Raw genomic sequence first — 25,770 nt, forward strand, 5'->3', positions numbered from 1 at the left:
GAACACCACATCAAAAGCCATTTCCAAAAAACCGTGCAAACAAAAGCCCCGTGTCGTATGTCTAGTACTGTACTGTAACCGACCGTCATGCCTGAATCCGCTGACTCCAAATCGTTGACCGGCAACCTGCTTCTCGCCGTTCCGTCCATGCGTGATCCCAATTTTTCGCGCACCGTGGTCTTCATGGCCGCCCACACCACCAAGGAAGGCGCCTTCGGCTACGTGCTGAACCGCCCGCTGGATCAGCGCGTGTCAGACCTGCTGCCTGATCAAAGCCTCGGCGCCCTCGGTCAGGTGCGCGTCTACGTCGGCGGCCCCGTCGCGACCGATAAACTCGCCTTCGCCTCCCTGCACTGGAACCGCAAGGAAGGCACCCTCCGCTGCCAGACCCATCTTTCCGTGAACGATGCCCTGCACGAGCTCAGCATGGGCCACGATGTGCGCGGCTTCGTCGGCTACTCCGGCTGGTCCAAAGGCCAGATCGAAAACGAGATCAAGCACCGCTCCTGGATCGTCACCCCCTCCCGCAAGACCATCCTCACCACCCAGCCCGTCACTAAGATGTGGACGGCGGTTCTCGAAGAAATGGGCCCCGTCTACCAGCTCATGGCCCACACGCCCGAGAAGGTGGAGCTGAATTAGATTCAACACCGCGAAACGCTATCAGACGTGTCTTTCGGGCCAACAGCCCGATACTCCTCAGCCCTGGGCAACGCCCAGGGTTTCAAAAGTGCATGCGTCGTCTGTCACCCAGAGCACTGAAAGTGCGACACTCGACTCCTCGGGCATTTCATCTCTGTGACCCTGGACATAGATCGCGGCATTCCAGTACTCAAAACATTCGTCTGCCCCTATTCGCCTGCCAATCGAGATGCGAAGGGCACTTACCACTAACTAAACCGCCCGCTCTTGGCCTCGCCAAACAACCGCCGGTAATTCTCCTCAATCCGCGCCTCCAGCTCCTCCACGCTCATCCCGCGCACCTTCGCCAGCAGCTCATAGCTCACGCGCAGATTCGCCGGATGATTGATCGCCTGCCCCTCATGCATCAGCGGATGCGGATTCAGCTCATCCGGCGGCCGCATGTCCGGCGCATCCGTCTCTGCTAATAACCGGTCCAGCGGCACCGCTGCAAAGGTCGCGAGCTGCTGCGCCTTCCGCGCATGCCCGAAATACGGCGACAGCGAGAAGTAGGCCCCCATCTTCACAAACCCCGGCACCATCTCCACCGGGCCGCCATACGAGTGCAGCAAAAAGCCACGCTCTGGTAGCCGAGCCGCACGCAACTGCTCCTCCAGCAAACCCCAGGCGCGCAGACAATGGATGCTCGCCGCGCGATCCAGCTCCACCGCCAGCTCAAGCTGCGCGCGAAAGCACTCCACCTGCGCCTCGATGTCCGGATTCTCAATCCATCGATCCAGCCCGATCTCACCCACCGGTGCCTTCGGAAACTCTGTGAGATAGTCCCGCAGCTTCTCCAGCCACTGCGCCCCCCGCTCCTTCACATACCACGGATGCAGGCCAAACGAAGGCCGCACCCACGCATGCTCACGCGCCAGCTGCGCCACCTCCTCCCAGTCATCTTCCCCCGACCCATCCACTACCACCTCACCCACACCCAGCCCTGGCAGCATGCGCATCACCTCCCCTCTCACCGCATCCAGCCGTTGATCCTGAAAATGATTGTGCGCATCGTAGAGCATGAGGCTGCCATCTTAGCATGGACACACCGTCGATGCATTCAAACTCACCGATTCATCGCAAACGAAACCCCATTGGAATGGGGTTCAACGCCAGCCCCATCGTACCACCCCATTCCAATGGGGTGGATCGTTGGAGTCCAATCAAGATCGAACTCCTCACCAGACCTCTCACCGATCCGTCGCAATCAACCTCAGCGCCTTCTCTTTCTCCGGATCCTTCCTCAGCATCGCCGTCTGCAGCATGGCCAGCGCCAGCGTGTCACACCTCGATGCCGCCGAATAGATGTTCTCCTTCACTGAAGCCCTCGGCAGCGGATGCTCATCCGGCCAGAACTTCTTCACCGCCCACGCCGCATACCACTCCGCACGTGCGAGGTACTTCTCCTCCTTCGTCAGCTTGTGCACCTCATTCAAAAGCACAATCACATTGCCAATCGACCCCGCCTCGATGTCCGGCCCGCGCTCACCCTTCTTGGAAGGTTGTCCCAGCCCTGATTCCGGATCCGCCGTGAGATAGTTGTCCGCACAGGCCACCAGCAGTTTCTTGTAACCCTCTTTGTTAGTCTGTTGATACCTCGCGATGAGCGTCGGCACCACCCACGTGTGTGGATGCTCGCCCGAATAGGCCGAGCGCCATCCACCCGTGTATGGCACCCGCCTTGGCGGCTTGCCGCTGTCCAGATCCTCCTTCGTCATCCAGTACTCCGCAGGCTCCAGCGTCGTCGGATCACAGAAAAGCACGAAGCCCTTGCCACCCGGACCCGGATCATGCGGTGTCGCGAGGAAGCAGGTATCAATGCCATCCGCCAGCGCCAGCATGCGCTTCTTTAGATCCTCCGGCATTGCATCCGCCGCATACCCAAGCTCGATCGCCAGCGCCACCGGACTCTGCGTGTACACATAGTCCGTCTTCTTCCCACTCTTATCGATGGCAAAATCCCCCGAGCCATGCGGAATCGCACCGGACTTCGCATTCCTGCGCCCTTCATAAAACGCCACCAGCTTGTCCACCGCCTCCAGGATCTCCGCATCCTTCGTGTGCCGGTAATCCGCACCCCAGGTGCCGATATAGAATCCACCATGACGCGGAAAATCATGCCCGCGACGGCTCGTCGACTTGCTCAAGATCATCGCATGTCGTGAGAACGAGATCGTCCCGCCATCATGATTGATCTGGTTCCGCCACAGCGCCTGCGCGAAGCGATGACAAGCCTCCGGCGCCAGCTTCCATGACCTCTCCCAAAAGATCCACGGCCGGTAAAACTCGTGGATCATGCTGTCCTTCGGTTTGTCTAGCAGATAGCCGCCTGGATCATTCCTCAGCAGATCCCAGCCCAGATGCTCACCCCAGCAAAAGAAGCCGTACTGCGGCTCCTGGCAGTGCTTCAAGAACCAGCCGATCACCTTCTCAGACTCCGCCGCATACTTCGGATCACCGGTGATCACGCTAAGCGCATCAAAGATCTGATACAGGTTCAGATCGTGGTGAATGTTCGCCGTCGTCTTGAACTCCTGCGGCACGCGTGCATTGACGAGATTACCCACCTTGATGCGCGGGATCTGGTAGCTGTCCCGCAGCAGCGTCAGCGGAAACAGCGGAACCTCCTTGTGTGGCAGGTTCTCTCGGCTGTGATCAATCATCGCATCCGCAAAGCGCTTCACGATTGCCATCGAATCCGGTGCAGCGGCCTGAGCATTGGCATTTCCACCCAAAGCGAGAGCAGAGATCAGCACCAGAAGCCCGCCAAAGCTCTGGCGACGGGAGGACATGGATTCCATCAAGGACGTCATCATCATAAAAAGATACCTAACGAATTTTCAAACAATCTCCCGGATCACCTCGCCAAAATCCACCTCCAGCCGCTTGCGTCCCGGGTACTCCAGCCGGTGTGAATCCATGCCGAGCTGCCTCAGCAGCGTCGCGTGAATGTCCGTCACATAGTGCGGATGCTCCACCGCATGAAAGCCCAGCTCATCTGTGCTGCCATGCACCACGCCGCCCTTGATGCCACCACCGGCCATCCACACACTGAAGCCATACGGATGATGATCCCGCCCATCCGCGCCTTGAGATCCCGGCGTGCGCCCAAACTCCGTCGCAAACACCACGATGGTCTCCTCAAACAACCCGCGCTGCTTGAGATCCGCGATCAGTCCCGCGATCGGCTTGTCCACCTGCGCCGCCAGCTTGCTGTGGTTCTCCCGCAGCTTCGAGTGGCTGTCCCACGCACCTGCCGCGCCATCGCCATGCATGATCTGGATGAAGCGCACCCCGCGCTCCGTGAACCTTCTCGCCGCCAGCAGTTGCTGGCCAAAGGGCCGCGTCACCTCATGATCCAGGCCGTACATCTTCTTCGTCGCCTCGCTCTCGCGGTCAAAGTTCACCACGTCCGGCACATCCTTCTGCATGTGAAAGGCCAGCTCATAACTCTTGATGCGCGCCGCCAGCGTCGGGTCATCTGGATACCTGAGCGCACTCAGCCGGTTCAGCTTCCCGGCGAGTGAAAAGCGTGCTGCCTGCTCCATCTCGCTCATCGGGATCTCCGGCCTAGCAAAGGCCAGCGGATTCTTCGGATCGATCTTGAGGTTCACCGCATCATACGCTGGCCCCAGATAATGCCCGTCCTTCAGGTCAAAGAAGCGCGGCCCGATGTTGATAAACTGCGGCAGATTGTCATTCAGCGATCCCAGCCCGTAGTTCACCCACGCGCCGATCGTCGGATGCCGGCCATCCAGCATGTGCTTGCCGGAGTGAAACTGCACCTGCGCACCGTGATTGTCATCCGTGGTCCACATGCTGCGCACGATCGCCAGATCATCCACGCTATCTCGCAGATGCGGAAACCAGTCACTCACCTCGATGCCGCTCTGGCCACCTTTGCGGAAGCCGATCTGCAAAGGGTACACCTTGTTCCGCTGCTGCCCGTTCGCATCATTCACCACCACCACGCGCACCTTCTTCCGCCGCTCCGGATCCAGCACATGTTTATAGGGCGTGTCCGCGATGCTCTGCCCCGCATACTTGTTCAGCAGCGGCTTCGGGTCAAAACTCTCCATGTGGCTCACACCACCGCGCATAAAAAGCCAGATCACACTCTTCGCCCTCGGCCGGAAGTGCGCCTTCCCGTCTGGAAACTCCGGCAGCTCCGTCCCGCGCGCCTCGCGCTGCAGCATCGCCTGCAGCGCCACACCCGCAAATCCCAGCCCCGTGTGAGACATGAACGTGCGGCGTGGAAAAACAGAGGGCATGGGAGACTCATACGTTCACTGGCTGCACCCCCTTTTCTCCCTTCCACAGAGATTTCTTGTCCGGTTCCCGCTTTTGCGGTGGACTAGCATCTCCACCCCCAACCCCTTCATGATCCGCCCCTGCCTTCTAACCCTCGCGCTGGCTGTCTCAACGGCCCAGGCCGCTGACAACACCGCCCCGGCAAACGCGCCGCATGCCATCATGCCCGTGCCGGAGGCTGCCACTGCCAAGCGTGATCAAGCCGTGGCCGCTCCATCCAAGGGCGAGCGCATCATCTTCATCGGCAATGGTCTCGCTGAGCGTGATGTGCACTACAGCCGCCTCGAGACCGAGCTGCATCTGCGCTATCCAGACAGCGACCTCTTTGTGCGCAACATGGGTCACGTGGGTGACACCCCCGGCTTCCGTCCGCATCCCTCCCGCAAGACCCAGTGGGCCTTCCCCGGCGCGGAGAAGTTTCATCCGGACAAGAACGTGCACAATGGCAAGGGCTTCTTCCCCATGCCGGACGAGTGGCTTGCCCACCTGAAGGCGGACACCATTGTCGCCTTCTTCGGCTTCAACGAGTCCTTCGACGGGCCTAACAAAGTGAAGAATTTTGAGGACGAGCTGGATGCCTGGGTACAGCACACCCTCAGCAAGGCCTACAATGGCAAGACCGCCCCGCGCGTGGTGCTCGTCAGCCCCATCGCCTATGAAAACCAGTCCGCGAAGCGTGACCTGCCGGATGGCGAGAAGGAAAATGCCAACCTCATCCTGTATTCCGCCGCCGTGGAGACCGTGGCGAAGAAGCATGGCCTAACCTTCATCGATCTCTTCTCACCCACCAAGGCGCTTTACTCGAAAGCCGAGAAGCCGCTCACCACCATGGGCTTTGTGCCTAACGAAGAAGGCTACCAAAAGATTGGCGAGATCCTCGCCACCGGCCTCTTCGGTCATCAAAGCCGCGAATCCAAAGCCGATCCGAAGCTTGTGCATGACGCTGTGAAGCAGAAGGACTGGTTCTGGAACAACGACTACAACCTCCTCAACGGCGTGCACTCCCACGGCCAGCGTTACGAGCCCTTTGGCCCGCAGAACTATCCGGATGAAGTGAAGAAGACCCGCGAGCTGGCTGCGCTCCGTGATCAGCTCATTCACGATGTCGCTGCCGGCAAGAAGCAGGACCTTACCGTGGATGACAGCAAGACTCACGCGCTGCCAGCAGTGCCCACGAACTACATCCAGAGCCCGAAAAACGGCAGCAAGGAGTACCTCTATGGCGAGGACGCGCTGAAGAGCCTCACCGTGCCCGAAGGCTACAAGGTGGAGATGTTTGCAAGCGAGAAGGAGTTCCCCCATCTGGCGAACCCCATGCAGATGAGCTTTGATGACAAAGGCCGTCTGTGGGTGGCCACCATGCCCACCTATCCGCACTATCGTCCGGGTGATGCCATGCCGGATGACAAGATCCTCATCTATGAGGACACCAATGGCGACGGCAAAGCTGATAAGGAAATCGTCTGGGCTGACAAGCTGCATCTCCCCATCGGTCTCGAGTTCGCACCTGAAGGTGTTTACGTCTCCCAGGAGCCGAACCTCATCCTCATGCGTGACACAGATGGTGATGACAAGGCCGACAGCCGCGAGGTCTTGCTCGGTGGCTTTGACACGCATGACACGCACCATGCCATCAGCGCCTTCACCGCCGATCCCAGCGGCGCCATCATCATGTGCGAAGGCGTCTTTCTTCACTCGAATGTCGAGACACCCTATGGCCCCGTGCGCTGTGTCGATGGCGGCTTCTTCCGCTACAGCCCACAGCGCGGCCACCTGGAGCGCACCATTCAGATGGGCATCCCAAATCCCTGGGGTTATGTCTATGACCAGTGGGGCCAGGACTTCCTCCTCCACACCTCCGGCACCACTATGAACTGGGCCCTGCCCGTGCAGGTCAAACCCACCTTTGGCAGCAAGACCCCATCCACACCTGACCTCGTGCCTGATGGTCATAAAGTGCGCCCCACCAGCGGTCTCGAGATCGTCAGCAGCCGTCACTTCCCGGACGATGTGCAGGGTGACCTCATCTACTGCAACGCCATCGGCTTCCTCGGCATCAAGCAGGTCCAGATTCAGGACAATGACGCCAAGACCGGCTGGAAGACCAGCCACCGCCATGACCTCTTGAAGAGTACGGATGGCAATTTCCGCCCCGTCGATCTCGAATTCGCACCTGATGGTTCCCTCTACGTCATTGACTGGCACAACGTGCTCGTCGGCCACATGCAGCACAATGCCCGCGATCCCCTGCGTGACCATGTCCACGGCCGCATCTACCGCATCACCTATCCGTCACGCCCTCTTGTGAAACCCGACAAGGTGGCCGGAGCTGACGTGAACACACTTTTGGATAACCTGAAGGAGCCCGAGCTGCGCACCCGCTACCGCAGCCGCCGCGCCCTGCGCGCTCTTCCGAGCGATGAAGTCCTCGCCGCCACCAAGGCCTGGGCCGCGAAACAGAGTGACACACATGCCAAGCTCGAAGCCCTCTGGACCACCTGGGGCCTCAACAAAACGGATGAAGGTCTCCTTCGCGAGATGCTCGCCTCCACCGACTTCCACGCCCGTGCTGCCGCCGTCCGCGTGCTGCGCTATAACACGCACAAGATCGCCGATCACGCCGCGCTGCTTGAGAAAGCCGCCAACGATGAAAACGGCCGCGTGCGCCTCGAAGCCGTCGTCGCCGCGTCTTGGATCAAAGACACCGCTGCCGCGAAGAAGATCGTCGCTGCCGCCAGTGCCAAGCCTCTCGATGAGTGGACCAAAAACGCTGCGAAGACCGCTGCCGACCGTCTTGCGGGCATCGCCGAGAAACCCTTGATCGAGTATGTCGTCGCTCCCGCGCCGAAGCATCTCGATGCCGCCGCGCAGAAGCAGTTCCTCGCCGGTCAGGAGATCTACCACCGCGAAGGCAGCTGCATGACCTGCCATCGTGGCGATGGCAACGGCCTCGCCCCGGCCTTCCCGCCCATCGCCAACAGCGCTTGGTTGAACGACAAAGAGCGTTCCATCAAGATCGTCCTCTACGGTCTCATGGGCCCCATCGAGGTCGACGGCAAAAAGTTCGACGGGCAGGTCCCCATGACCCCCTTCGCCGGCATGTTGAAGGATGACGAAGTCGCCAACGTCCTCACCTTCGTCCGCAACCACTTCGGCAACAAACACGGCACCACCACCACGGAGGACGTGAAGAAAGTCCGCGCCGAGCAGCCCGGCCGCATGTCCTTCTACATGGCCGACCAGCTCCTCAAAGAGCATCCCTTGAAGTAACCGCCACCTAGCTCAACTTCAGCAAATCTCATGGCCTGCGGTGGTCCTCCACTCGCAGGCCATTTGATTTTCAGATGTCGAAGTCGCGATAGCGTCTCGGAGTGCGGTGGCAGAGAGGCACGGGCCACCCTGCCTCGGCGACACCGCTTAGGACGAACGGTGCATCAAGCACACGGCCTAACAAAAATAGCGCCAGCGTCCAAACCCCCGGTAAGGCCGCGCCTCGTTCTCCGTAGCAAGACTGCGAAGGATGAATGCGTCGCGGCCGACTTCCTCTCCCACCGCTTTCTCCCGACTCGCTTTCGCCTAACAATCCCGAAGCCGCAAAGCGTCCTGGACTGCGCCGGCCCTCCGGCGCTCTTGAAGTCCACATGATCACCTTCACCTCAAAGCAAATCGAACACCTGACAATGGATGTTCAATCCACCATAGCCTAGGCGCCCCAGTCTCACCCCACCATAAACTCCAGCGTCCTCGCGAGGTGCTCCCCGATGGGAAACGCATAATAAAGTCCATCCGTCTCCACGTACACTTTGCCATTCGCGATGGACAACACATGACCCACAACAGTCTCATCAAATGGAGTCTGCCGACGTGGCAGCTCGAGATAGTGAACCGTCCAGTTCGAAGTAATCGCGTCACGTTCAAACACAATGTGCCGCATGGGATTGCCCGCACCACTTAACGATTCCTCGATCAGCACACATCCGCTGGCAGGGCAATAGACCACCTTGACCATGCCTTGATGAGGTCCTGTCAGAAGGCTCTCTGCCCGACCGAGTTCTCGTCCACCCAAAATCCTGAGCACATATCGTGACTCTGTGCGCCATCGCTCCGGCGCTCTTCGGGCTGCATACGCTTTTCCAAACTTCAAGCTTAGCTGAAGCTCGCCGGAAAGTAACCATGACGGCTTCGGAACATCATCTCCGAGCGTATGGATGTCTGCCCCAGGCACACCATTCTTCTCGCATCGAAAGGCAGCCCATCGGCGAGCATAGTCTTCTCGATGCTTTTCACTGAGCGCTGCTTCGGGAGTCGACTGTGGATGAGATGAAATCTCCGGCGAAGGTGTCCCGCAACTGACGAGACACAGAAGAAGCAGCGAAAGGAGAAGTTTGGTCATGAAGCACGTAGCCTAGCATAGGCAGCCCATCACTTCACCGCCACACCCACCGGCTTCCGAATCTTCATCAGCACCGGAAAGCTCGTCTGCAGTCCCGCGCTGTCATGCTCATTGCGCGCGGAGCTCAGTGCGGCATGACAGAGCTTGTCCTGGTCCTGCACCCACTTCGCGGCACGGAACACAATCGGGCGCTCGTTTTCCTTCTCGCGGATCTGCACGCCGTTGAGGCCGATGTCATCCACGATGACCCCATGCGGAAGGCCATGCACATCGAGGCTGAGAAGACCATCATTGCCCATGCGCACCGCGCGGATCCAGGCCTTCACGGTCTGCCCAGGTGCCAGTGTCAGCTCCAGTGGCGTCGTCTCATCCCTCAGCTCGCGCATCACCGGCTTGCCGCCCATGTCAGGCTCCAGCACGACAACAAACTTCGGTGCCGCACCCAGCGTGACCTTGCCAAAATTCCCGCCATCATGCGCCACATCCTGGCCGCGGATCTTCGCCCTGGCGCTGATCTTCAGCTTGCTCCAGTCGGCATTCGCCGGTGCGTCCGGCAGCGCATGCAAACTGCCGCTGATCAGATCATGCCCGCCTTCAATGATGAGCGGCGAAGTCGTGTGGTAACCCTGCGGCACACCGGTGATCTCAATCTGGATCGGATCATCGAAACCATCCCGGCGCTCAGCACGGAAAGAGAAACCCTCCGAAGCACCCGGCATCACCGTCGGGTTCATGCCCGCCAGCTTCACGCTGAAGTCCGGCTTCGGTTCACGGATGCTCAACGCATACACAAAGCGATCCCCACCCCAGTTCCGCGTATCGGTGACACGCACGACATAGCGGCCATCCGCAGGCGCGGTGAAGGTCAGGCGTGAATCACGGCCCAGCTTCCGATCACCGCTATCATCATTCGCATAGTTCAGCGTGAAAACCGGCAGGCCACTCGGCACCAGCTCCGTGCCCAGCGGCTTCGGCTCCACCACATAGCAAGGTTCATCCAGTGAATGCGCCGTGGCGCTGGTGTCAAAGTAAGCGCGGCGCATGCCGCCATTGATGTAGAAGAAGCAACCACCATCCGGACCACGTGGCATGCGCACGATGCGCATCACATCCCCGTTGAAGTACACATACTCGTTCAGCTCCATCTCCTCCCAGTTTTGCAGACGGATGTCCGGGTTGTTCGCATCCACGCTGCGGAAGTTGTTATAACTGTCACGCACCGCCTGCAGCAGCATGCGCCCCACTGGCTTCCCATCCGTGTGCAGCACCTCGATCTTCGTATCTGCTGGCGATCCTGCCTGCGCCGCCGTGGTCTCGATGATCCACGTCTGACCCTTCTTCGCATCAAACGCGAAATGATCCGCATCACCCGCCTTCAACAGCCGTGCATTCACCGTGGATGGAATGGGCACGACCTGCGCCTTGCTGATGTCATTGCCGCTTTCCACATCTTCCACCTGCGTCATCTGGCTCACCCGAAGCATCGGTACCGAGCGGAAACGCAGCGTCTTGTCATTCACCGGCACGGGCAGCGTGCCTTCCTCGCCCGGCTTCACCGGAATGACAGCCTTGTCACCCAGATGGTGCCCAATGAGCGTGACCTTCGCCTCCTTTCCAACTTGCGCCGCCAGCGGCGACCAGCCGGTGACATAGGGCAGTGTGCCGATGGTGAGGCGATACACATGCTCCGCACTGCCATCCATCGTCGTGTTGCTCACGATCATGACGTAGTCACCCTCGACCGGCGCCTTCCACGCAATGAACGGATCACTACCGCTGTCGAGGCCACGATTCACCGCCAGCACGGTCTGGTTCATGTCCATGATCTCCAGCGTCGGCGCCTTCGCCTTGCTGCCCACCTGGGCGACCGCGAGATCCAGCACCAGCTCTTCACCCGCCTTCGCGTGAATGCGATACGCATCATGCTGGCCAATCTCCGTCAACGTGCCCCAAAGGCTCGCAGGCAATGCCGCGACAGCCACAGGACCCCCTTTGAACTCCATCGCGTTGCTCACAGCAGGCTTGAGATCATCTGCATACACTTTGAGCCGCGCTGACTCACCCGTCGCACCTTTCAGCCAAACATCATAAGCACCCCGCGGCACATCCGCCGTCGCCGTGATCTTCAGTCGAGCGCTCGCAGCCTTGATGGAATGCTTCGCAATCTGCACCTTCAAGCCAGGATGCGAGGCCACGGCCTGCATGTCGTCGGTAAAGCCCTTGCCCGAAAGTGTCACCAGCAGCTCACCGCCAATGTGCGCCGCTCGTGGCGCAATGTTGGTTAGCTCCAGCTTGGCTGGCTTGGCAGCTTTCGCCATCGCCGCAGGCTTCGCTGGGGCCGGAACCATCACCACCTTGCCCGTCGTGGATTCATAGAGCGCCAGACTGCCATCCACACGTCCGGCGATGAGTTGCGCCTTGTCCGTGAAGGCCAGCGCTGAGGACCAGTCCGGCTGTTTCTCGATCAACTGCTTCTCTGTCAGATCCACCGTGTGCCAGATCTTGAGGGACTTGTCCGTCGCCGTGGAGGCCAGCAGCTTGCCATCACCCGACAGCGCCAGATTCAAGATGCCACCCTCATGCGCAAAGCGGCTGGTGACGATGCTGTTCGTGCCTTCCTTGGCCTCCATGCTGATGTTCCAAAGCCGAATGCGATTGTCCGCACCACCCGCGAAGAGAGTCTTGCCATCCGCACTGAAGACCACGCTGGTCTGCTCCTTCGTCGGCTGGGAGAGTGTCTCGAGCCGCTGGCCGCTTGGAATGCTCCAAAGCTTCACCGTGCGATCCGAGCTCGCACTTGCCAGCACCTTGCCATCCGGACGAAACGACAGACCGTTTACCGCGCCGTTGTGACCTTTGAGCAGGGCCAATTCCTTGCCGGTCATCACATCCCAAAGCCGGATCTTCTGATCATAAGCACCGCTGGCAATCATCTTGCCATCCGGCGAAACCGCGAGCGCATACGCCGCATCGAGATGCCCTTCAAAGGACTGCTGCAGCGCACCATCGCTCGTCTTCCAGCGCTTCACTTCACCCACAATGCCTGCTTCACCACCGGCCGCATAGACAAACTCACCATCCGGCGAGAATATCACCGCATTCACCTTGCCTTTGAAGCCTGTGAGCTTTCTCACCACCGCACGTGTGACCGGATTCAGCAGTTCCACCTCACCATAGCGTCCCACCGCGATGAACTGCACCTTCGGCGAAAACGCCACTGCCTGGATCGAACGCTTCAGCGTCACGGTCGGCGTGATCTTCGGCGTGATCACCTCCTTTGGCATCGGCTTCGCATCCGCCACAATCGGTCCTTTCGCTCCTGCATCGATCCACGTCTTGATCAACGCGATCTCCTCCGGCTTCAGCTTCTCACGCTTCCCCGGCGGCATGGACTCATTCTTCCCACCACGTCCCGAGCGGCCTTCCAGAAACTTCACCAGCATGCTGTCACCGCTCTTGCCCGCGACCACCGCCACACCTTCCTCGCCGCCCTTCATGAGCGCCGCAAAAGTATCCAGCGCGAACTCCCCGTCCGGATCATCCGCATTGTGGCAGTCCACACAGTACTGCTCAAACAGCGGCACGATCTGCTTCGTGTAGTCCACGGTTTGAGCGTGGGCAGACACCGTGAGCAATGTGAGAATGAAGATGGAGCGAAGAAGAGTCATGCGACGTGTGAAAAAGGATGAGAACACAGGTGTGAGCCCTGCGAAGAAATGGTGCCGGCATCATGAAGCCCAACGGGCTTGCGGAATTGAGCCCAGGGTTGGAACAACCCTGGGTTAGGCGACACCCCGCGTGCCGCATCGACAACCAACCCTGAAAGGGTTGCGTCCACACGGCGACAACTCGGCGGAATCGTGGACGTTGGCGATCGGCCGTCCATGGACAGAACCCCGTTGGGGTTCGACGAAATTAAAACGTGATGCGTCTCCACCCCCAGGGTTCTGCGAACCCTGGGCTTAATTCCACAAGCCCGTTGGGCTTGGGGCATAGGAGCCGAAGCGGATGGTGGAATCCAACGACGCCAGCCCGCCAACCGGTCGGCGCGGTTGGAAAAGCCTCCGTAATTATAGGGCCGTTGCATCATGGCTTAGAGCGAATGCTATCTTCCCAAACGCATCAGTGATTGAACAAAAACTCCTTCGAGCTCATCAGGCTCCAGAAAAGGTCTTCCAGAGTGACGCGGCGTTCCTCGGGCTTGGCAGTGGCGAGCAGTTCGGTGGCCTTCTGTTTCTCCTTCATACTCGGCGGACGGGTGAGCGTGAGCAGATAAGCTTCTTCGACGACCTTCTCATCGGGCTGTTTGGAGGCGAGCAATACATCGAGACGATTGTTCTTCTCGGAGAGCTTCGCGTTCATCGTGTCACCATTCGCGATGTGCAGGGCCTGGGCCATGCTGGGCTCGTTCGTGCGTTCGCATTCACAGGTCGCCACGCGGTCTGCGCGACCGAAGCTCTTCAGGAAGTAGCTCGCGATGTTCGAGTCCGGAAGCTGCAGCGCGCGGAAGCCCATGGGGTAGCTGTCAGCAGTGCCACGGTTCGCATTACGACGATCAATCTTGAAGGTCGTCGGAGCAGCAGTGGCCTGCGAGATCGTATCCAGCAGCACCTCAGCCTTCAGACGACGTGGCACATAGTGCGAGCCATAGCGAAGGTCGTTGATGTTCTCCGGCACGGTCACGCTGCTGCGCTGATAAGTCTCGCTCTGCAGGATGGTGCGCATGAGCGCCTTCAAATTGAACTTCTGCTGCACCAGATGATCACAAGCTGCTGCGAAGAGCGGCTCGTTGCTTGCCGGATTCGTCACGCGCAGATCATCCACCGGCTCCACAAGGCCTGAACCAAAAAAGTTCGCCCACACCCGGTTCACGATCGCTCGTTGGAACAGTTTGTTATCCGCACCTGTCAGCCACTTCGCCAGGGTGATGCGTCGGTCTTCGGTGGAGGTCATCGACACCGCTGTCACTGAATCAAGCGGACGCGGCTCCTGCGGCTTGCCCGTCAGCGGTGTGACGATATCACCTTGTGTGTCAGAGAACAGCACGCGTTCATCAGCTTGTGCACCGTTCTTGGTACGCACACGGGCGAAAAGATTCGCGAAAGCAAAGTACTGCTCGTGAGTCCATTTCTCGAGCGGATGGTTGTGGCACTTCGCGCAGCCGATGGAGGTGCCCATGAAGGCCACGCTCACGGTTTCCGCACATTTGGTGGGCTCATCATTGAGGATGAAGAAGTTCCCCGCGCCATTCTCCAGCGTGCTGCCGGTGGCTGTGAGAAGATCACGCACCATCGCATCCCACGGTGTGTTCGCGGCCACATGACGGCGGATCCAGTTGTAGTAAGACCACATGGAGGCAGGCATGAGCTTGTCACCATTCACCAGCAGCAAATCACTCCAGCGATGCGCCCAGTAGTCCACAAACTCAGGTCGCTTCAGCAGCGCGTCGATCAAGCGATCCCGCTTGTCCGGCGCGGTGTCGGCAAAGAAAGCGCGCGCTTCTTCTGCCGTCGGTAAGATGCCCAGTGTGTCCACAAACACGCGGCGGATGAACTCATGATCATCAGCGCGTGCAGAGGGCGGAATGTTCAGCTCGCGCAGCTTGGTCAGCGTGTGCTCATCCACAAAGTTACGCGGCTTCAGCGCCGCAAAGCTCGCAGGCTGCACCTGGACTGCATTCGGAATCGTCACCGTGGAGATGGCGAGTCGGCTGAGATACCATGCACTCACTGTGCCTTCACCACTGCCCGTGGTTTTGATCAGACCATTGTCGTCCACCGTGGCCACACTGGCATTCGTGGCAACGTATTTGGACCAGCGGGTCACATCCTCGGTATGACCATCACTGAACTTCGCGGTCACCTTGAGCTGCACCGTCTGCCCCGGCTTGCTCACCACATGCGGATGCGAAACCTCGAGCGAGGTGATGCGCGCATCATCTGCCTTCGGTCCCGGCGCTCCCGCTGCGATCCAGTCCACAATCGCTTTATACTCCGGCGAGTTCGCTTCAAAGCGCTTGTCGCCTTTGTGCGGCACCGCTTTAACGGCCTTCAGCAGAAACAAACTGCGCGCCGGATCCTCCAAAGTGAGACGACGCCCCTTCGCGCTGCGCGTGATGGAAAGCCAGTCCCCCTCATCATCAAACCCTCGCAGCGAAAGACGAAACCCGCCCTGTCCCGCCGCAGCACCATGACACGCCCCCATCGCGCAACCATAGCGCGTGAGGATCGGCTGGATCGTGTTGCGAAACGAAGGCACTTCGGCGGAAGCACTGGCAACCGCTGATAGAATGAAGAGAAAAGTGAAAAGGCTGCTTCGCATGGTTCGAGTGCCTGGATGAATCGGGGAGGTTTTTGAACCGCTAATGGGACGCTGATGAGACGCTAATGGATGAAGATTTGACAGGGAGATCGGAACTTGGTTTGTCTTCATCATGTTGAGCACTGACGACTATGTCACCGAGGAGGAATTCAATCCGCTGGCCGATGAAGGCTTTGAGCTGATGGGGGCCGCGTTTGAGGTTCATCGAGTTGTTCGTGGAGGCTTGTTGGAGGAAGTCTATCAGGAGAGCCTGGAAGAAGAGTTGCGGTTAAGAGGCATCCCGTTTGTGCCGAGGCAGGAGCTCGCAGTCTTTTACAAAGGGCGGGAGCTCAGGCAGCGCTACATCCCGGATCTGTATGTTCACGGCGAGATCGTCGTGGAGTTGAAATCGGTTCGTGCGCTGGCTTCGGAACATGTGGCGCAACTGCTGAACTACCTTCGTCTGGCGCGGAAGCCTGTGGGTTATCTGATCAACTTTGGTCCGCTTGGGAAGGTGGAGTGGAAGCGCTTCGTGTTGCGTGAGTTTGTGCAACCTTGGATGCTGCTGCCAAAAGGGGGCCGCAGGCCTAACAACCAGAATGTTTAACCGTTGATGAGACGCTAATGGGACGCTGATATCAGCAGAATGAACATCATTCCTTTCTGTTTTTATTAGCGTCATATCAGCGTCAAATTAGCGGTTAAAAAACTCTGCTTACGCAAACAGCTCCTTGATCGCCTGCGTGCCAAAGTCGACGACGGGATACGGACGTCCCTGCGGCCCAGGAAGCTCGGTGGTGAGGTCCACACCGAGGGCCTGGTAAATGGTCGCCACAATCTCTTTCGGCGCGACGGGGCGCTCGGTGGGATAACCACCGATGTCGTCGCTCTTGCCGACCACGTGACCGCCCTTCACGCCGCCACCGGCAAAGTTCACGGTCCAGCAGTTTGGCCAGTGATCACGACCACCGGCAGGATTGATCTTCGGCGTGCGGCCAAACTCGGCGAGGCAGGTCACCATCGTATCATCCAGCATGCCGCGCTGGAACAGGTCCTCGATCAGCGCGCTGTAACCCTGGTCATACATCGGCGCGACGATATCGCGCATGCCTTCGATGCTGGTGAAAGGCTTGCTGCCGTGGATGTCCCAGGTGATCTCGCCAAACACGGTGATGAAGGTGTTCACGGTCACAAAGCGCACACCACGCTCTACCAACCGGCGTGCCAGCAGGCAGCTCTGGCCAAAGCGGTTCATGCCATAGCGCTCGCGCACTTTCGTCGGCTCCTTGGTGAGGTCAAAAGCCTCGCGCGCCTGCGTGCTGGTCATGATACGATACGCTGCTTCAAAGTTCGAATCCATGAGCTTCGCCTGCTCGCTGGCTTCAAAGTTCTTCACGCTGCTGTCCACCAGCTCGCGCATTTGACGACGACGATCCAGGCGCACCTCGCTGATCTCCTTCGGCGGCAGCAGATCCGGCACGCGGAAGTCCGCAGCGGACGGATCACTGTTGAGCACGAAAGGGTCATACGACTTGCCCAGGAAGCCCGCATCCTGGCCATGCGGCATGTTGCCACCGGTGGGTCCCATCGTTTCGGGAAGAATAATATGCGCGGGCAGATCACTCCGGCGGCCTTGCAGGAACTCCAGCGCGCTGCCCACATGCGGCGTGTTCACACCACCGGTGAAAAGACGGCCCGTCTGCATCATCTGATGCCCTGTGTCATGCACCGCCGCTGCGGTGTGATAGCAGGAGCGCACGAGAGAAAATTTATCCGCGATCTTCGCATGCAGCGGCAGGATCTCAGAGATCTCAAAGGCATCACTCTTCGTGCGGATCGGTTTGAAAGGACCGCGAATCTCGCTCGGCGCGTCCGGCTTCATGTCCCACAGATCCTGCTGGCTCGGCGCGCCGAGATTGAAGATCATGATGCAGGCCTTGTTGCTCTTCTTCGGGTCCACACGGCCCTCGGCCTTGAGCTTCGCAAAAGCAGGCATGGTTAGGCCGATGGCCCCCAGGGCGCCTGCCTGCAGGAAATCACGACGCGTCACACCATCACAGGTGGTGACAGAGCCTTGGCCAGAGAACTTGAACATGGTGGTTGGGGGCTAACAGTGAATGTGACAAGATCTAGTACGGCCTTCGCGCACTGGATCTGTTTCGGAAACGCGGCTGGAAGGTTCAGGTTTTGCATCACGCAGAACCTCCAACGTCCACAGTATACAGTGCCTCTTTCCACTATAGAATGGACGATCCCGCTTTGTTCGATGTGCGTTCAAATCCCCTTCCCAGGGGGAAGTTTCCTTCGATACTGGAAGATTCAGCTCAGGGAGTGCTCCCAAAAAACTCGACCAGACCGGAGTGCAGCGGGGTGTTGGTCAAGGTCTGGCCGGAAGACACGGGCAGATCGGGCAGGAGGAAGAATCCGTAACCGCGCAGCGCCTGGTCGGTGTCGCGCACGATCTGCCCCTGGAAGGCAGCAGGACGTCTGGCCTCCCCAATAATGTTGTTGGGCTGAACCAGGGTAAAGCTGCCCGCAAAAGTCCCCGTCGCAGGTGTGACGGTCACCTTGGTCCCGGCAGGATTGTTGGCAGCCAGCGGAGCGACAAAGCCGCTGGCCTGTTTCAGCCGGAACGGGATGTCCGGGTTCATGGTACCTAGGTCCGCCCCGGAGAAGACGAGCTCAGCGTTGTTGCTGCTGAGGTCGTCCACGATGCCCATGACAATGCTGGTGGCGGGTGAAGGCGGCACATAGCGCCCCCCGACAGCCGTCAGGTCATAAGGGCCGAGCTTCGTCGGATACAGGCGGCCCGGGATGTCGGGCCGCAGCCAGCTCACCGTCCCGGCCAGGGTGCCGTTCCCAAACGGCGGCACAAACCCCGCCGAGCCCTGGGTGATGACCAGTTTGCCCAGAATGCTGCCTTTGTTGCCATGCAGCGGCTGGAAGATCAGCACCTCGCCATGCGGACCCGCAGAGGTCACGCAGGCAAACGTGGTGCCATCCGCCAGTTTGCCCCCGGCGGTCAGCGTCCCCGTTTTCGCGGCCACGGTGAAGGAGCCGATGCCGCTGCCCTGAGGCACTTCAGGCTGTCCGTCTGGCGCATGCAGCACGAAGGTGTGCAGGCCCAGATACGGCGTGAGGGCCGAGGGATTGGCGGCCCAGATGTTCCGCCAGGCCTCAAAACTGGCATGATCGTTGCCGTCATGGATGTCACCGTTGATCACCAGGTTGTTCGCGCTGTCGATGGTGAAACTCACCTGCAGGGCAGGAAGCGGTGCCGTGCGCGCGATGGTGAACGCAGCGGTGGGCATGTCATTCCCCAGGGTGGCCTGCAGTACGATGTTGGGCGGGAAAGGGTAGCTCTTGGTGGCAAAGATCAGCTTCCCGGTCAGCCCGCCGGCGGAGCTCGTGGTCATCTCAAACCGTCCCCCGAGACCCTTGTTGTCATCCAGATCGAGCTGGCGTGCGATGATGCCGCTGAAGGTTCCGACGGCCCCTGCTGGCAGCGGCAGGATGGTGACCGGGACGACCAGGGTCGTGGAGGCCCCGGCGGTCGTGAGCCCGGTGACGCTCATGTTGAAGGTGCCCGCGGCCTTCGGCTTGCCGCTGATCACCCCGGTGTCCTTATGAATACTGAGCCCGGGCGGCTGACTGCTGAGGGTGAACTTCACTCCAGGCTGCGAGGCAGGAATCGTCAGCTCATAATCCGCGCTCACCCTGCCCTGAGGCACATTTTCGGGCTCCTCCAGGGTGAAGCCCAGGATCCCGGCCTGGAGAATCACGTGGGACCGACCCCCGATCGTCACCACACCGCGGCGGGAGGTCTTGGCAGCGTTTGCCTGGAGGGTGAGGGTCACCTCTCCAGGGCCCGTGCCGGATACTGGCGTGACCGTGACCCATGGCAAGGCCTCGGCCACCACCCATGCCTCCTCCGTCCCGACGGAGACAGGATAGCTGGTCGCGGCCGCGAGCACCGAGGCCGAGTCGGGATCCAGCTCGCAGTCACCCAGGCCGACATTCACCGTGCCCTTGGCGGTTTTGCCAAAGCCATCACTGATCGTGTAGGTGAAGCTGGTGCCGGTAAACCCGGCAGCGGCGGCAAACACGATGTGACCGTTCACGATCTTGGCCCCGCCAGCCTTGGCCGGAGGTGGCGTCACGACGGTGAGAGTCAGGACATCCGCATCGCCGTCCGTGTCATTGTCCAGCACATCCAGAGTCAGCGTTCCGCCGGGCAGGGCGGTGGCGTTATCCGTTCCGGCCACGGGCGCGGTGTCCAGCGTGGTGAAGATCTGGTTGGCCCCATTGGCGGCCCCCATCACTCCGCTGGCCTTGACCCGGAAGTTGTACTTCGTGTGCGGCAGCAGGCTGGTCAGAGCAGCGCTCACCGGCTGCACCGCCGAGCCATTCACCGAGCCAGGCGTGGCCATCACCGTCGTGCCATAGGCCGTCGTCAGGCCGTACTCAAAAACCACATCCCGCGCCGAGCCCTTGGCGTTCACGGTTCCGTTCAGTGTCGCCCCGGTCACGGCCAAGCCGCTCGCGGCCACCGTCGCCACCACCGGCGGCACAGCGGCCACCCCGGAACCTGAGAGCGAGATGTTATAAGGGTTCTCGTCCCCGTCATTGTTGGCGATGGAGAGCGCCGCCGACTTCAAACCGGCGCTGGTGGGGGCAAAGCGCACCGTGAAGTTCGCACTGCCTCCCGCCGCGATGGGTGATACCGGCTGGGCGATCACCGTGAACCGCGCGGCGTCCGCGCCGCTCACGGCCACCTTCGGCGTGCCGGTGAGCTGTAGATTCACCGGGCCGGTGTTTTTGATCGTCAGCTCCACATCCTGGGTGCCGCCCACCAGAGTGGCATCAAAGGTGGCCGATCCCGCGTCTGCGATGCTCGTCAGCCCCTTCTCCACCGCGATCTCAGGCACGCCCAGGCTGCTGCTCGTGGTGAAGCTTCCAGACACGTCGGAAGGCAGCGCATTGCCCGCCACGTCCTTGAAGTTCTGCGCCTGCGCGGTCGGATTCAACGTCCAGTTGATGGTCGCATCAGCAGGCAGGCTGGTGCTGTAGGTGCAGGTCAGTGTCCGGCCGTCCACGCTCCAGGAAAAGGAGAACTGGTTCGCCGTCACGTTCGGGCTCCAGGCGATCGACACGCCCGTTTGCATCCGCTCGCTGAAGGTGAATTTGACGGTGGTATCCCGCACCACACCCGTGGCTCCATTGGCTGGGAGGCTGGAGTCCAGGGACGGAGCCGCCGAATCTGTGGCGACAAAGTTCGCCACGCCATTGCTGCCGGAGATGACCACGTTCTGCGATTCGACGGGGTTGTAACCGTGGTTCGCGAGATCGTCCTGACGCACTGAGACCTCCCAGCTGGCATTGAGCACCCGCAGGGTGTAGGCACCATTCGCATCCGTGGCCACACAACCAGGGAAATAGCGGATGTTGCCGACCACCGCCCCTGCATCCACCTGCACGCCGGCGATGGGGTTGTTGGCCGTATCCTTCACGGTACCGGTGATGACAAAGGTCGAGCGCGGAAAGGTGAGCACCATGCCGTTTTGATCCACACCGTCCGTCACCGCGAAGTTGAGGTCCGCGACATTCACGAAGCTCTTCTCCTGGGATTCCACACACTCCAGCGCGATGTTCCAGGTGCCCGCATAGACTCCCAGGTCAAAATTGCCGTTCGCGTCCGTGCTCGGGTAGCTGGAGCCAGCACCGCTGGGGGTGATGGGAAGCTTCTGCAGAACGAGGGTGATGTTCGGAATGGGCGCTCCCGTGTCGTCACGGATCTGCCCGCGCAGATGCGCCGTGACGGCACTGACCACCAAGTTCGCCTCCAGCGCCTGGCCTGCGATCACCGTCACCTCGGTTCCGGGCCCCGCGCCGGCATAGCCAGCAGGCAGGGTCTCAGGCAGCACTCCCACGGACCAGGTTCCTGCCAGCACACCGGCCGCGTAGCTGCCATTGGGCGCCACGCTCACGCCGAAACCTGTGGCCATCTGATCGTTATCGTTGGCCTCCACCTGCACGCCGTTCACCGCGGTGTTGGACTGGTCTTTGACCGTTCCATAGATCAGCGCGGTGGCCTTGTTCAGGTTGATGTTCACATTCGTGGCCGCAGCGCTGCTGGTATCGGCACTGGCATGTCCCTCGTTGTCGGGAATGACATAACCCAGGCGGCTCAGGGAAGCGTCCGCCGCCTCGAGCTGCCACTGCCCGGGCACCACCTGGGCGGAGTAGTTGCCATTGGCGTTCGTGCTCAGCAGGGTCACCAGCCCCGTCATGGACTGCGCAAACAACTGCACCCCTGGCAGCCCGGTGCTGGTGGCCGCATCCGCCACTTTGCCGGAGATGGATGTCGTCGCGGCTGTCAGCGTCACGTTCTGCGTGGGAGTCGCGCCAGCGGGCAGCGCCACCGTGGGGGCAGCACCCATGTCGCTCACGAAGCCGTTTTTCACCGCCAGAACCTGGTAACTCCCGACTGGCGCATTGATCGAATACTGCCCGCTGGCATTCGCCGCGACCGCCTGAACGAACTCGGCATCGTCATCGCTGTTCTCCAGCAGGACGACGAAGGCAAAAGGCACCGCATTGCTGGCCCCATCCCGCACCGTGCCGGAGATGGACTGGGCATGGTTCGGTTGGGTGAAAGTGAGTGTGCGGTTGATCGTTGTGAAGGCCGCTGTGGGGCTGGAGACACGCACGATCTGTGATCCCGCTCCACGTCCCAGTTCAGGCCCGGATGCCGACCGCAGATGAATCGTCATCTGCCCGTTGGCAGCGAGGTCCTCATCACCGGGGATGTTCGTGTTTCGCACCCCGCCGATGGTCGTCACCTGGCCATCCGTGACGGTGAATCTCTCAATGAGAAACTCACCCGCATCCAATGTGCTGTCACCGTCCACATCCAGGAAGCGCTCGACGATGGCCGATCCACCGGGCGTGAGGTTGGTCACACTCACGACCACGGGCGCGATGTCACCCGCCACCTGCGTGCTGGGAGACAGGGTGGCATCCACAGTGGGAACGACACCAATCGGCGTGCTGGCACCGCTGTTCTTGGTGACCGTGGCAGGCTCGGCGCTCAGGGCATAGTCCGCCGAATTGGACGTGCTGGGAGCGGAGGCCGCCCCCTGGAAAAGCAGCCCCTTCAGCCCGGTGGTGGGCAGTCCCTGGCCAAAAGCCGGCCCGAAATTGCCATCCGCGTCATTGGTGGTGGTACCAGTGACACTCCCGGTGTAGGACGCACCGCCCCAGGCGACCATCCAATAGATGGTTCCGCCATCGTCCTCAAAGGTCAGGCGCCCAGCAGCCAGATAACCCGCCGGAATGGGGGTGGCCAGGGTGAAGTCCGGGGTGAACCCGGGCGTGACGGCCTGCACCGCCGTGATGAAGGCCGAGGTGGCCAGCAAAATACGCGCCCCAGAGCTGGCGACGCTCACATTGGTGCCCATATCCAGGACGGTCACGGGATTCGCGCCGGCCGCGTCCCAGGCGCGCACACGTGTGGAACTCACCAGGTTCTGACCCCCTGAGCGCATGCGCAGCTGAATGGCCTGCGCCGCCGTGTTGCCATTCACGGATCCGATGATCTGCTCCACCTGCATCAGGTGGAAGGAGGCATAGGCAGAGGGCACCAGGAAGGTCGCCGCGATGAACAGGAGAAACGCTTTCATGATTTTCATGACGCTTGAGGTTAGGCCGCCAGTGCTTCATGAGCATCGTCAAAGCTCATTTCAGCTCAACGGAGTCGTGCACTCAATGCCACGACAGGAGTGTGGCGGAACCCGGACATGAAGTCGAGCCTCTTCTTGGCGCGCTGTTCTACCGGGCAAAAGCCGCCACCACCCGTGGAGCCTCGCCCTTTTTCAGGGCAAAGATCTCCGGGCTCGCCGCGTGCGGGTTCTCTTGGTAGCGCTCCGCCAGATCCGCGATGAACTCCTCCACGACCTCCTTCTTCGCTGGAAAGACGAACAAAGAATGCCGGTCCGGCAGCGCCACCCAGATCTCCGCGCCAAACAGGTCCTCAAAGATCACCGGAAGCGAGGGCGCGATCATTAGCGAGGCCATCACCGGCCGCTCACCGCGATAGACCGCATACGCTGCCTTGCCATCCGCGCCCTTGATCACGTCTGGCTTGATCTCCGTGAGCAGCTTCTCCGCCGTCTTCTTTGACCGTTCGGCAAAGGTCTCCGGACTCAGCCCCAGCTTGGCAAAATCCTCCTTCGGATAGACCTCGATCCCCGGCACATCCGCGATCTCCCGCGCCGGTGTCAGCACCGTGGCCTGCGCACCTTCCGGCACCACCGACCGCTCCGTGCGCATCTCCTTCGGCTCCGGCAGCATCAGCAGCGTCTCCAGCTTCGGCTTCTCCTGGGCGGAGGCAGTGACGATGAGCAGAAAGAGAGCGAGGAGAGGTTTCATCCGCTCTGAAGATGGCATGAACTGCCGGGTGAAGCAATGCGGGCGGCTATGGAAGCGCTGCGAAGCTCTCAAACCCCTTGCGCCACCTCCTGACCCCGCCTTCATCACCTCATGATCGCATTCCTCCGGGGCAAGCTCGTCGAATCTATGCCGCACCAAGCCATCGTCGATGTCGGCGGCGTGGGTTATCTCACGAACATCCCGCTGACCACCTTTGACCGCCTCCCCCAGCAGGGTGGCGAGGTGACCCTGCTCACGCACTACCACGTGACGGACCGCGACCACACCCTCTTCGGCTTCTTCACAAATGATGAGCGCGATCTCTTCCGCCTCCTCATGGACCGCGTGTCCGGCATCGGCCCCAAAATGGCCCTCTCCGTCCTCAGCGGCATGCCCGTCCCCGCCTTCAAAGATGCCGTGATCCGCAACGACACCGCCGCCCTGGCCCGCATCAAGGGCGTGGGCAAAAAGACCGCCGAGCGCATCGTGCTCGAGCTGAAGGACAAAGTCGGTGTCGTCGATGCCTGGCAGGCCGCGAAGGTCGCCAAAGGCACCCACGATCCCAAGCAGGAAGCCATGAGCGATGCCGTCCTCGGCCTCATCGCCCTCGGTTACAAGCAGAGCGAGGCTCAGAAAGCCGTGAACGAAGTCGTCAAACAACCCGGCTTCGACACCGCCACCTCCTCCGACAAAATCATCCGCGAAGCTTTGCGCGAGCTGCAGTGACGTAGGACGAACGTGTCCCGCGAAGCGGGTCCGCTCGTCCCCCACAAGATGGCAAACTTCAAAGACCTGCGAACTCAGCCTTTGAGTTGATTCGCCAGTCTTGATGCGCATCACCTCCCTTGAGACGAGCGGGCTCCGCCACGTTCGTCCTACGTCTCAAAACCCAAACACCATCGGCCCAGGGATGATCTGCACCCCGCCGGAACCCAGGGGATTCCCCTTCGTTTCCTCGATGGTATCGACCACGTTGTCCTTCAGGTTCACGGCCAGACTTCCAGTCTCCACTTTGATGTAGGTCACGGTCTGAAAGGCACGGCCAAAAGCGTCCACGCTGGTGTTGTACTGCGGCACGCGCTCATAGATCACATACTCCAGTTTCTCCTCCTTGCCGCCAGCGCTCAGCTTGCTGGACTTGCGCGTCGGCTTGCCCATGGAGGCCGCCACTTCATCCCCCGTCATGCCGAGGGCGATCTGGTGCGCCACGATCAGCGCCTCCACCTTCGTCTGGCGCTCATGCAGCTTCTTCAGGTTCGTCACCAGATTCGGATCTGGATGCGCCACCGCTGCGGCCGGCAGCCAGCCGGAGGTATCCCCATGCCGGGCCTTCCCGCGCACGCGGAAACCCGTGTCAGACATGCCCACCAGCTTCACGATCGTCCCCGGAGCCATGGAGCCCGTGGCACGGTCCAGCTTGGACGTGGCGTAGATTGGCGAATCCTGCATCACCTTCATGAAGATGGCCTTGGGCAGGATGTCCTCCACATGGATGGTTCCGGGCTCAACTGCGAGACGCGAGGAGGGGCGCTTGGCCGTTTGGGCAGGGGCAGAAACCGCACTGATCGTGAACGCAGCAGCAGTCAGCAGCAAAAAGGTCGTTTTCATGGCGATGGGAGCAGATTACCAGATTACGACGCAACCGCCTCGAACTT

At 60.5% G+C, this 25,770-nt stretch carries 14 protein-coding genes; 4 read left to right on the forward strand and 10 right to left on the reverse strand.

The window, feature by feature from the left end:
• Positions 1–87: 87 nt before the first annotated feature.
• Positions 88–642, forward strand: coding sequence for a YqgE/AlgH family protein (locus BGE01nite_RS00325; RefSeq protein WP_146848264.1), 555 nt, complete (start codon positions 88–90; stop codon positions 640–642).
• Between the two features lie 248 nt (positions 643–890).
• On the opposite strand, the gene BGE01nite_RS00330 is transcribed toward BGE01nite_RS00325, so the two are convergent.
• The 3 genes from BGE01nite_RS00330 to BGE01nite_RS00340 all read right to left on the reverse strand — a co-directional run bounded on the left by BGE01nite_RS00330 (position 891) and on the right by BGE01nite_RS00340 (position 4,952).
• Entirely contained in the window at positions 891–1,703 is an 813-nt protein-coding gene (locus tag BGE01nite_RS00330; protein ID WP_146848265.1) for a TatD family hydrolase, read from the reverse strand.
• 168 nt (positions 1,704–1,871) lie between these two features.
• Entirely contained in the window at positions 1,872–3,473 is a 1,602-nt protein-coding gene (locus BGE01nite_RS00335; protein ID WP_170266492.1) for a hypothetical protein, read from the reverse strand.
• A gap of 48 nt (positions 3,474–3,521) precedes the next feature.
• Positions 3,522–4,952, reverse strand: coding sequence for a DUF1501 domain-containing protein (locus tag BGE01nite_RS00340; RefSeq protein ID WP_146848267.1), 1,431 nt, complete (start codon positions 4,950–4,952; stop codon positions 3,522–3,524).
• Between the two features lie 109 nt (positions 4,953–5,061).
• Here BGE01nite_RS00340 and BGE01nite_RS00345 point away from each other — a divergent pair, with 109 nt between their 5' ends.
• On the forward strand, positions 5,062–8,262 hold the full coding sequence (locus BGE01nite_RS00345; protein ID WP_246145625.1) for a PVC-type heme-binding CxxCH protein: 3,201 nt from the start codon (positions 5,062–5,064) through the stop codon (positions 8,260–8,262).
• Positions 8,263–8,710: 448 nt separating this feature from the next.
• Here BGE01nite_RS00345 and BGE01nite_RS00350 read toward each other — a convergent pair whose 3' ends face one another.
• From BGE01nite_RS00350 to BGE01nite_RS00360, 3 genes are all read right to left on the reverse strand, one after another.
• On the reverse strand, positions 8,711–9,385 hold the full coding sequence (locus tag BGE01nite_RS00350) for a hypothetical protein (protein ID WP_146848269.1): 675 nt from the start codon (positions 9,383–9,385) through the stop codon (positions 8,711–8,713).
• Positions 9,386–9,414: 29 nt separating this feature from the next.
• The gene (locus BGE01nite_RS00355; protein WP_146848270.1) at positions 9,415–13,053 is read right to left on the reverse strand and encodes a WD40 domain-containing protein; all 3,639 of its coding nucleotides are present in this window, start codon (positions 13,051–13,053) and stop codon (positions 9,415–9,417) included.
• Positions 13,054–13,507: 454 nt separating this feature from the next.
• Complete coding sequence (locus BGE01nite_RS00360; protein WP_146848271.1) at positions 13,508–15,706, reverse strand: DUF1549 domain-containing protein; 2,199 nt, start codon at positions 15,704–15,706, stop codon at positions 13,508–13,510.
• A gap of 112 nt (positions 15,707–15,818) precedes the next feature.
• On the opposite strand from BGE01nite_RS00360, the gene BGE01nite_RS00365 reads away from it, so the two are divergent.
• Positions 15,819–16,292: a GxxExxY protein gene (locus BGE01nite_RS00365; protein ID WP_146848272.1), complete on the forward strand. Its 474-nt coding sequence runs from the start codon at positions 15,819–15,821 to the stop codon at positions 16,290–16,292.
• 108 nt (positions 16,293–16,400) lie between these two features.
• Here the strand turns inward: BGE01nite_RS00365 and BGE01nite_RS00370 are convergent, their stop codons facing one another.
• The 3 genes from BGE01nite_RS00370 to BGE01nite_RS00380 all read right to left on the reverse strand — a co-directional run bounded on the left by BGE01nite_RS00370 (position 16,401) and on the right by BGE01nite_RS00380 (position 24,115).
• The gene (locus tag BGE01nite_RS00370; protein ID WP_146848273.1) at positions 16,401–17,780 is read right to left on the reverse strand and encodes a DUF1501 domain-containing protein; all 1,380 of its coding nucleotides are present in this window, start codon (positions 17,778–17,780) and stop codon (positions 16,401–16,403) included.
• A gap of 229 nt (positions 17,781–18,009) precedes the next feature.
• Positions 18,010–23,367 (reverse strand): carboxypeptidase regulatory-like domain-containing protein, encoded by a 5,358-nt coding sequence (locus BGE01nite_RS00375; RefSeq protein WP_170266493.1) that lies wholly within the window; start codon positions 23,365–23,367, stop codon positions 18,010–18,012.
• A gap of 148 nt (positions 23,368–23,515) precedes the next feature.
• The gene (locus tag BGE01nite_RS00380) at positions 23,516–24,115 is read right to left on the reverse strand and encodes a hypothetical protein (RefSeq protein WP_146848275.1); all 600 of its coding nucleotides are present in this window, start codon (positions 24,113–24,115) and stop codon (positions 23,516–23,518) included.
• Positions 24,116–24,226: 111 nt separating this feature from the next.
• Here BGE01nite_RS00380 and ruvA point away from each other — a divergent pair, with 111 nt between their 5' ends.
• On the forward strand, positions 24,227–24,841 hold the full coding sequence (gene ruvA / locus BGE01nite_RS00385; RefSeq protein ID WP_146848276.1) for a Holliday junction branch migration protein RuvA: 615 nt from the start codon (positions 24,227–24,229) through the stop codon (positions 24,839–24,841).
• Between the two features lie 156 nt (positions 24,842–24,997).
• Here the strand turns inward: ruvA and BGE01nite_RS00390 are convergent, their stop codons facing one another.
• Positions 24,998–25,723, reverse strand: coding sequence for a hypothetical protein (locus BGE01nite_RS00390; protein WP_146848277.1), 726 nt, complete (start codon positions 25,721–25,723; stop codon positions 24,998–25,000).
• Between the last annotated feature and the right edge of the window lie 47 nt (positions 25,724–25,770).

The organism is Prosthecobacter gellanilyticus, assembly GCF_007992435.1.
Lineage (GTDB): Bacteria > Verrucomicrobiota > Verrucomicrobiia > Verrucomicrobiales > Verrucomicrobiaceae > Prosthecobacter > Prosthecobacter gellanilyticus.

What these genes read in the sequence shown, in the direction of transcription:
- BGE01nite_RS00390 (WP_146848277.1), bottom strand. Translation starts at nt 25,723, where the DNA reads ATGAAAACGACCTTTTTGCTGCTGACTGCTGCTGCGTTCACGATCAGT.
- BGE01nite_RS00330 (WP_146848265.1), bottom strand. Translation starts at nt 1,703, where the DNA reads ATGCTCTACGATGCGCACAATCATTTTCAGGATCAACGGCTGGATGCG.
- BGE01nite_RS00380 (WP_146848275.1), bottom strand. Translation starts at nt 24,115, where the DNA reads ATGAAACCTCTCCTCGCTCTCTTTCTGCTCATCGTCACTGCCTCCGCC.
- BGE01nite_RS00345 (WP_246145625.1), top strand. Translation starts at nt 5,062, where the DNA reads ATGATCCGCCCCTGCCTTCTAACCCTCGCGCTGGCTGTCTCAACGGCC.
- BGE01nite_RS00325 (WP_146848264.1), top strand. Translation starts at nt 88, where the DNA reads ATGCCTGAATCCGCTGACTCCAAATCGTTGACCGGCAACCTGCTTCTC.
- BGE01nite_RS00335 (WP_170266492.1), bottom strand. Translation starts at nt 3,473, where the DNA reads ATGTCCTCCCGTCGCCAGAGCTTTGGCGGGCTTCTGGTGCTGATCTCT.
- BGE01nite_RS00370 (WP_146848273.1), bottom strand. Translation starts at nt 17,780, where the DNA reads ATGTTCAAGTTCTCTGGCCAAGGCTCTGTCACCACCTGTGATGGTGTG.
- ruvA (WP_146848276.1), top strand. Translation starts at nt 24,227, where the DNA reads ATGATCGCATTCCTCCGGGGCAAGCTCGTCGAATCTATGCCGCACCAA.
- BGE01nite_RS00360 (WP_146848271.1), bottom strand. Translation starts at nt 15,706, where the DNA reads ATGCGAAGCAGCCTTTTCACTTTTCTCTTCATTCTATCAGCGGTTGCC.
- BGE01nite_RS00375 (WP_170266493.1), bottom strand. Translation starts at nt 23,367, where the DNA reads ATGAAAGCGTTTCTCCTGTTCATCGCGGCGACCTTCCTGGTGCCCTCT.
- BGE01nite_RS00340 (WP_146848267.1), bottom strand. Translation starts at nt 4,952, where the DNA reads ATGCCCTCTGTTTTTCCACGCCGCACGTTCATGTCTCACACGGGGCTG.
- BGE01nite_RS00350 (WP_146848269.1), bottom strand. Translation starts at nt 9,385, where the DNA reads ATGACCAAACTTCTCCTTTCGCTGCTTCTTCTGTGTCTCGTCAGTTGC.
- BGE01nite_RS00355 (WP_146848270.1), bottom strand. Translation starts at nt 13,053, where the DNA reads ATGACTCTTCTTCGCTCCATCTTCATTCTCACATTGCTCACGGTGTCT.
- BGE01nite_RS00365 (WP_146848272.1), top strand. Translation starts at nt 15,819, where the DNA reads ATGTTGAGCACTGACGACTATGTCACCGAGGAGGAATTCAATCCGCTG.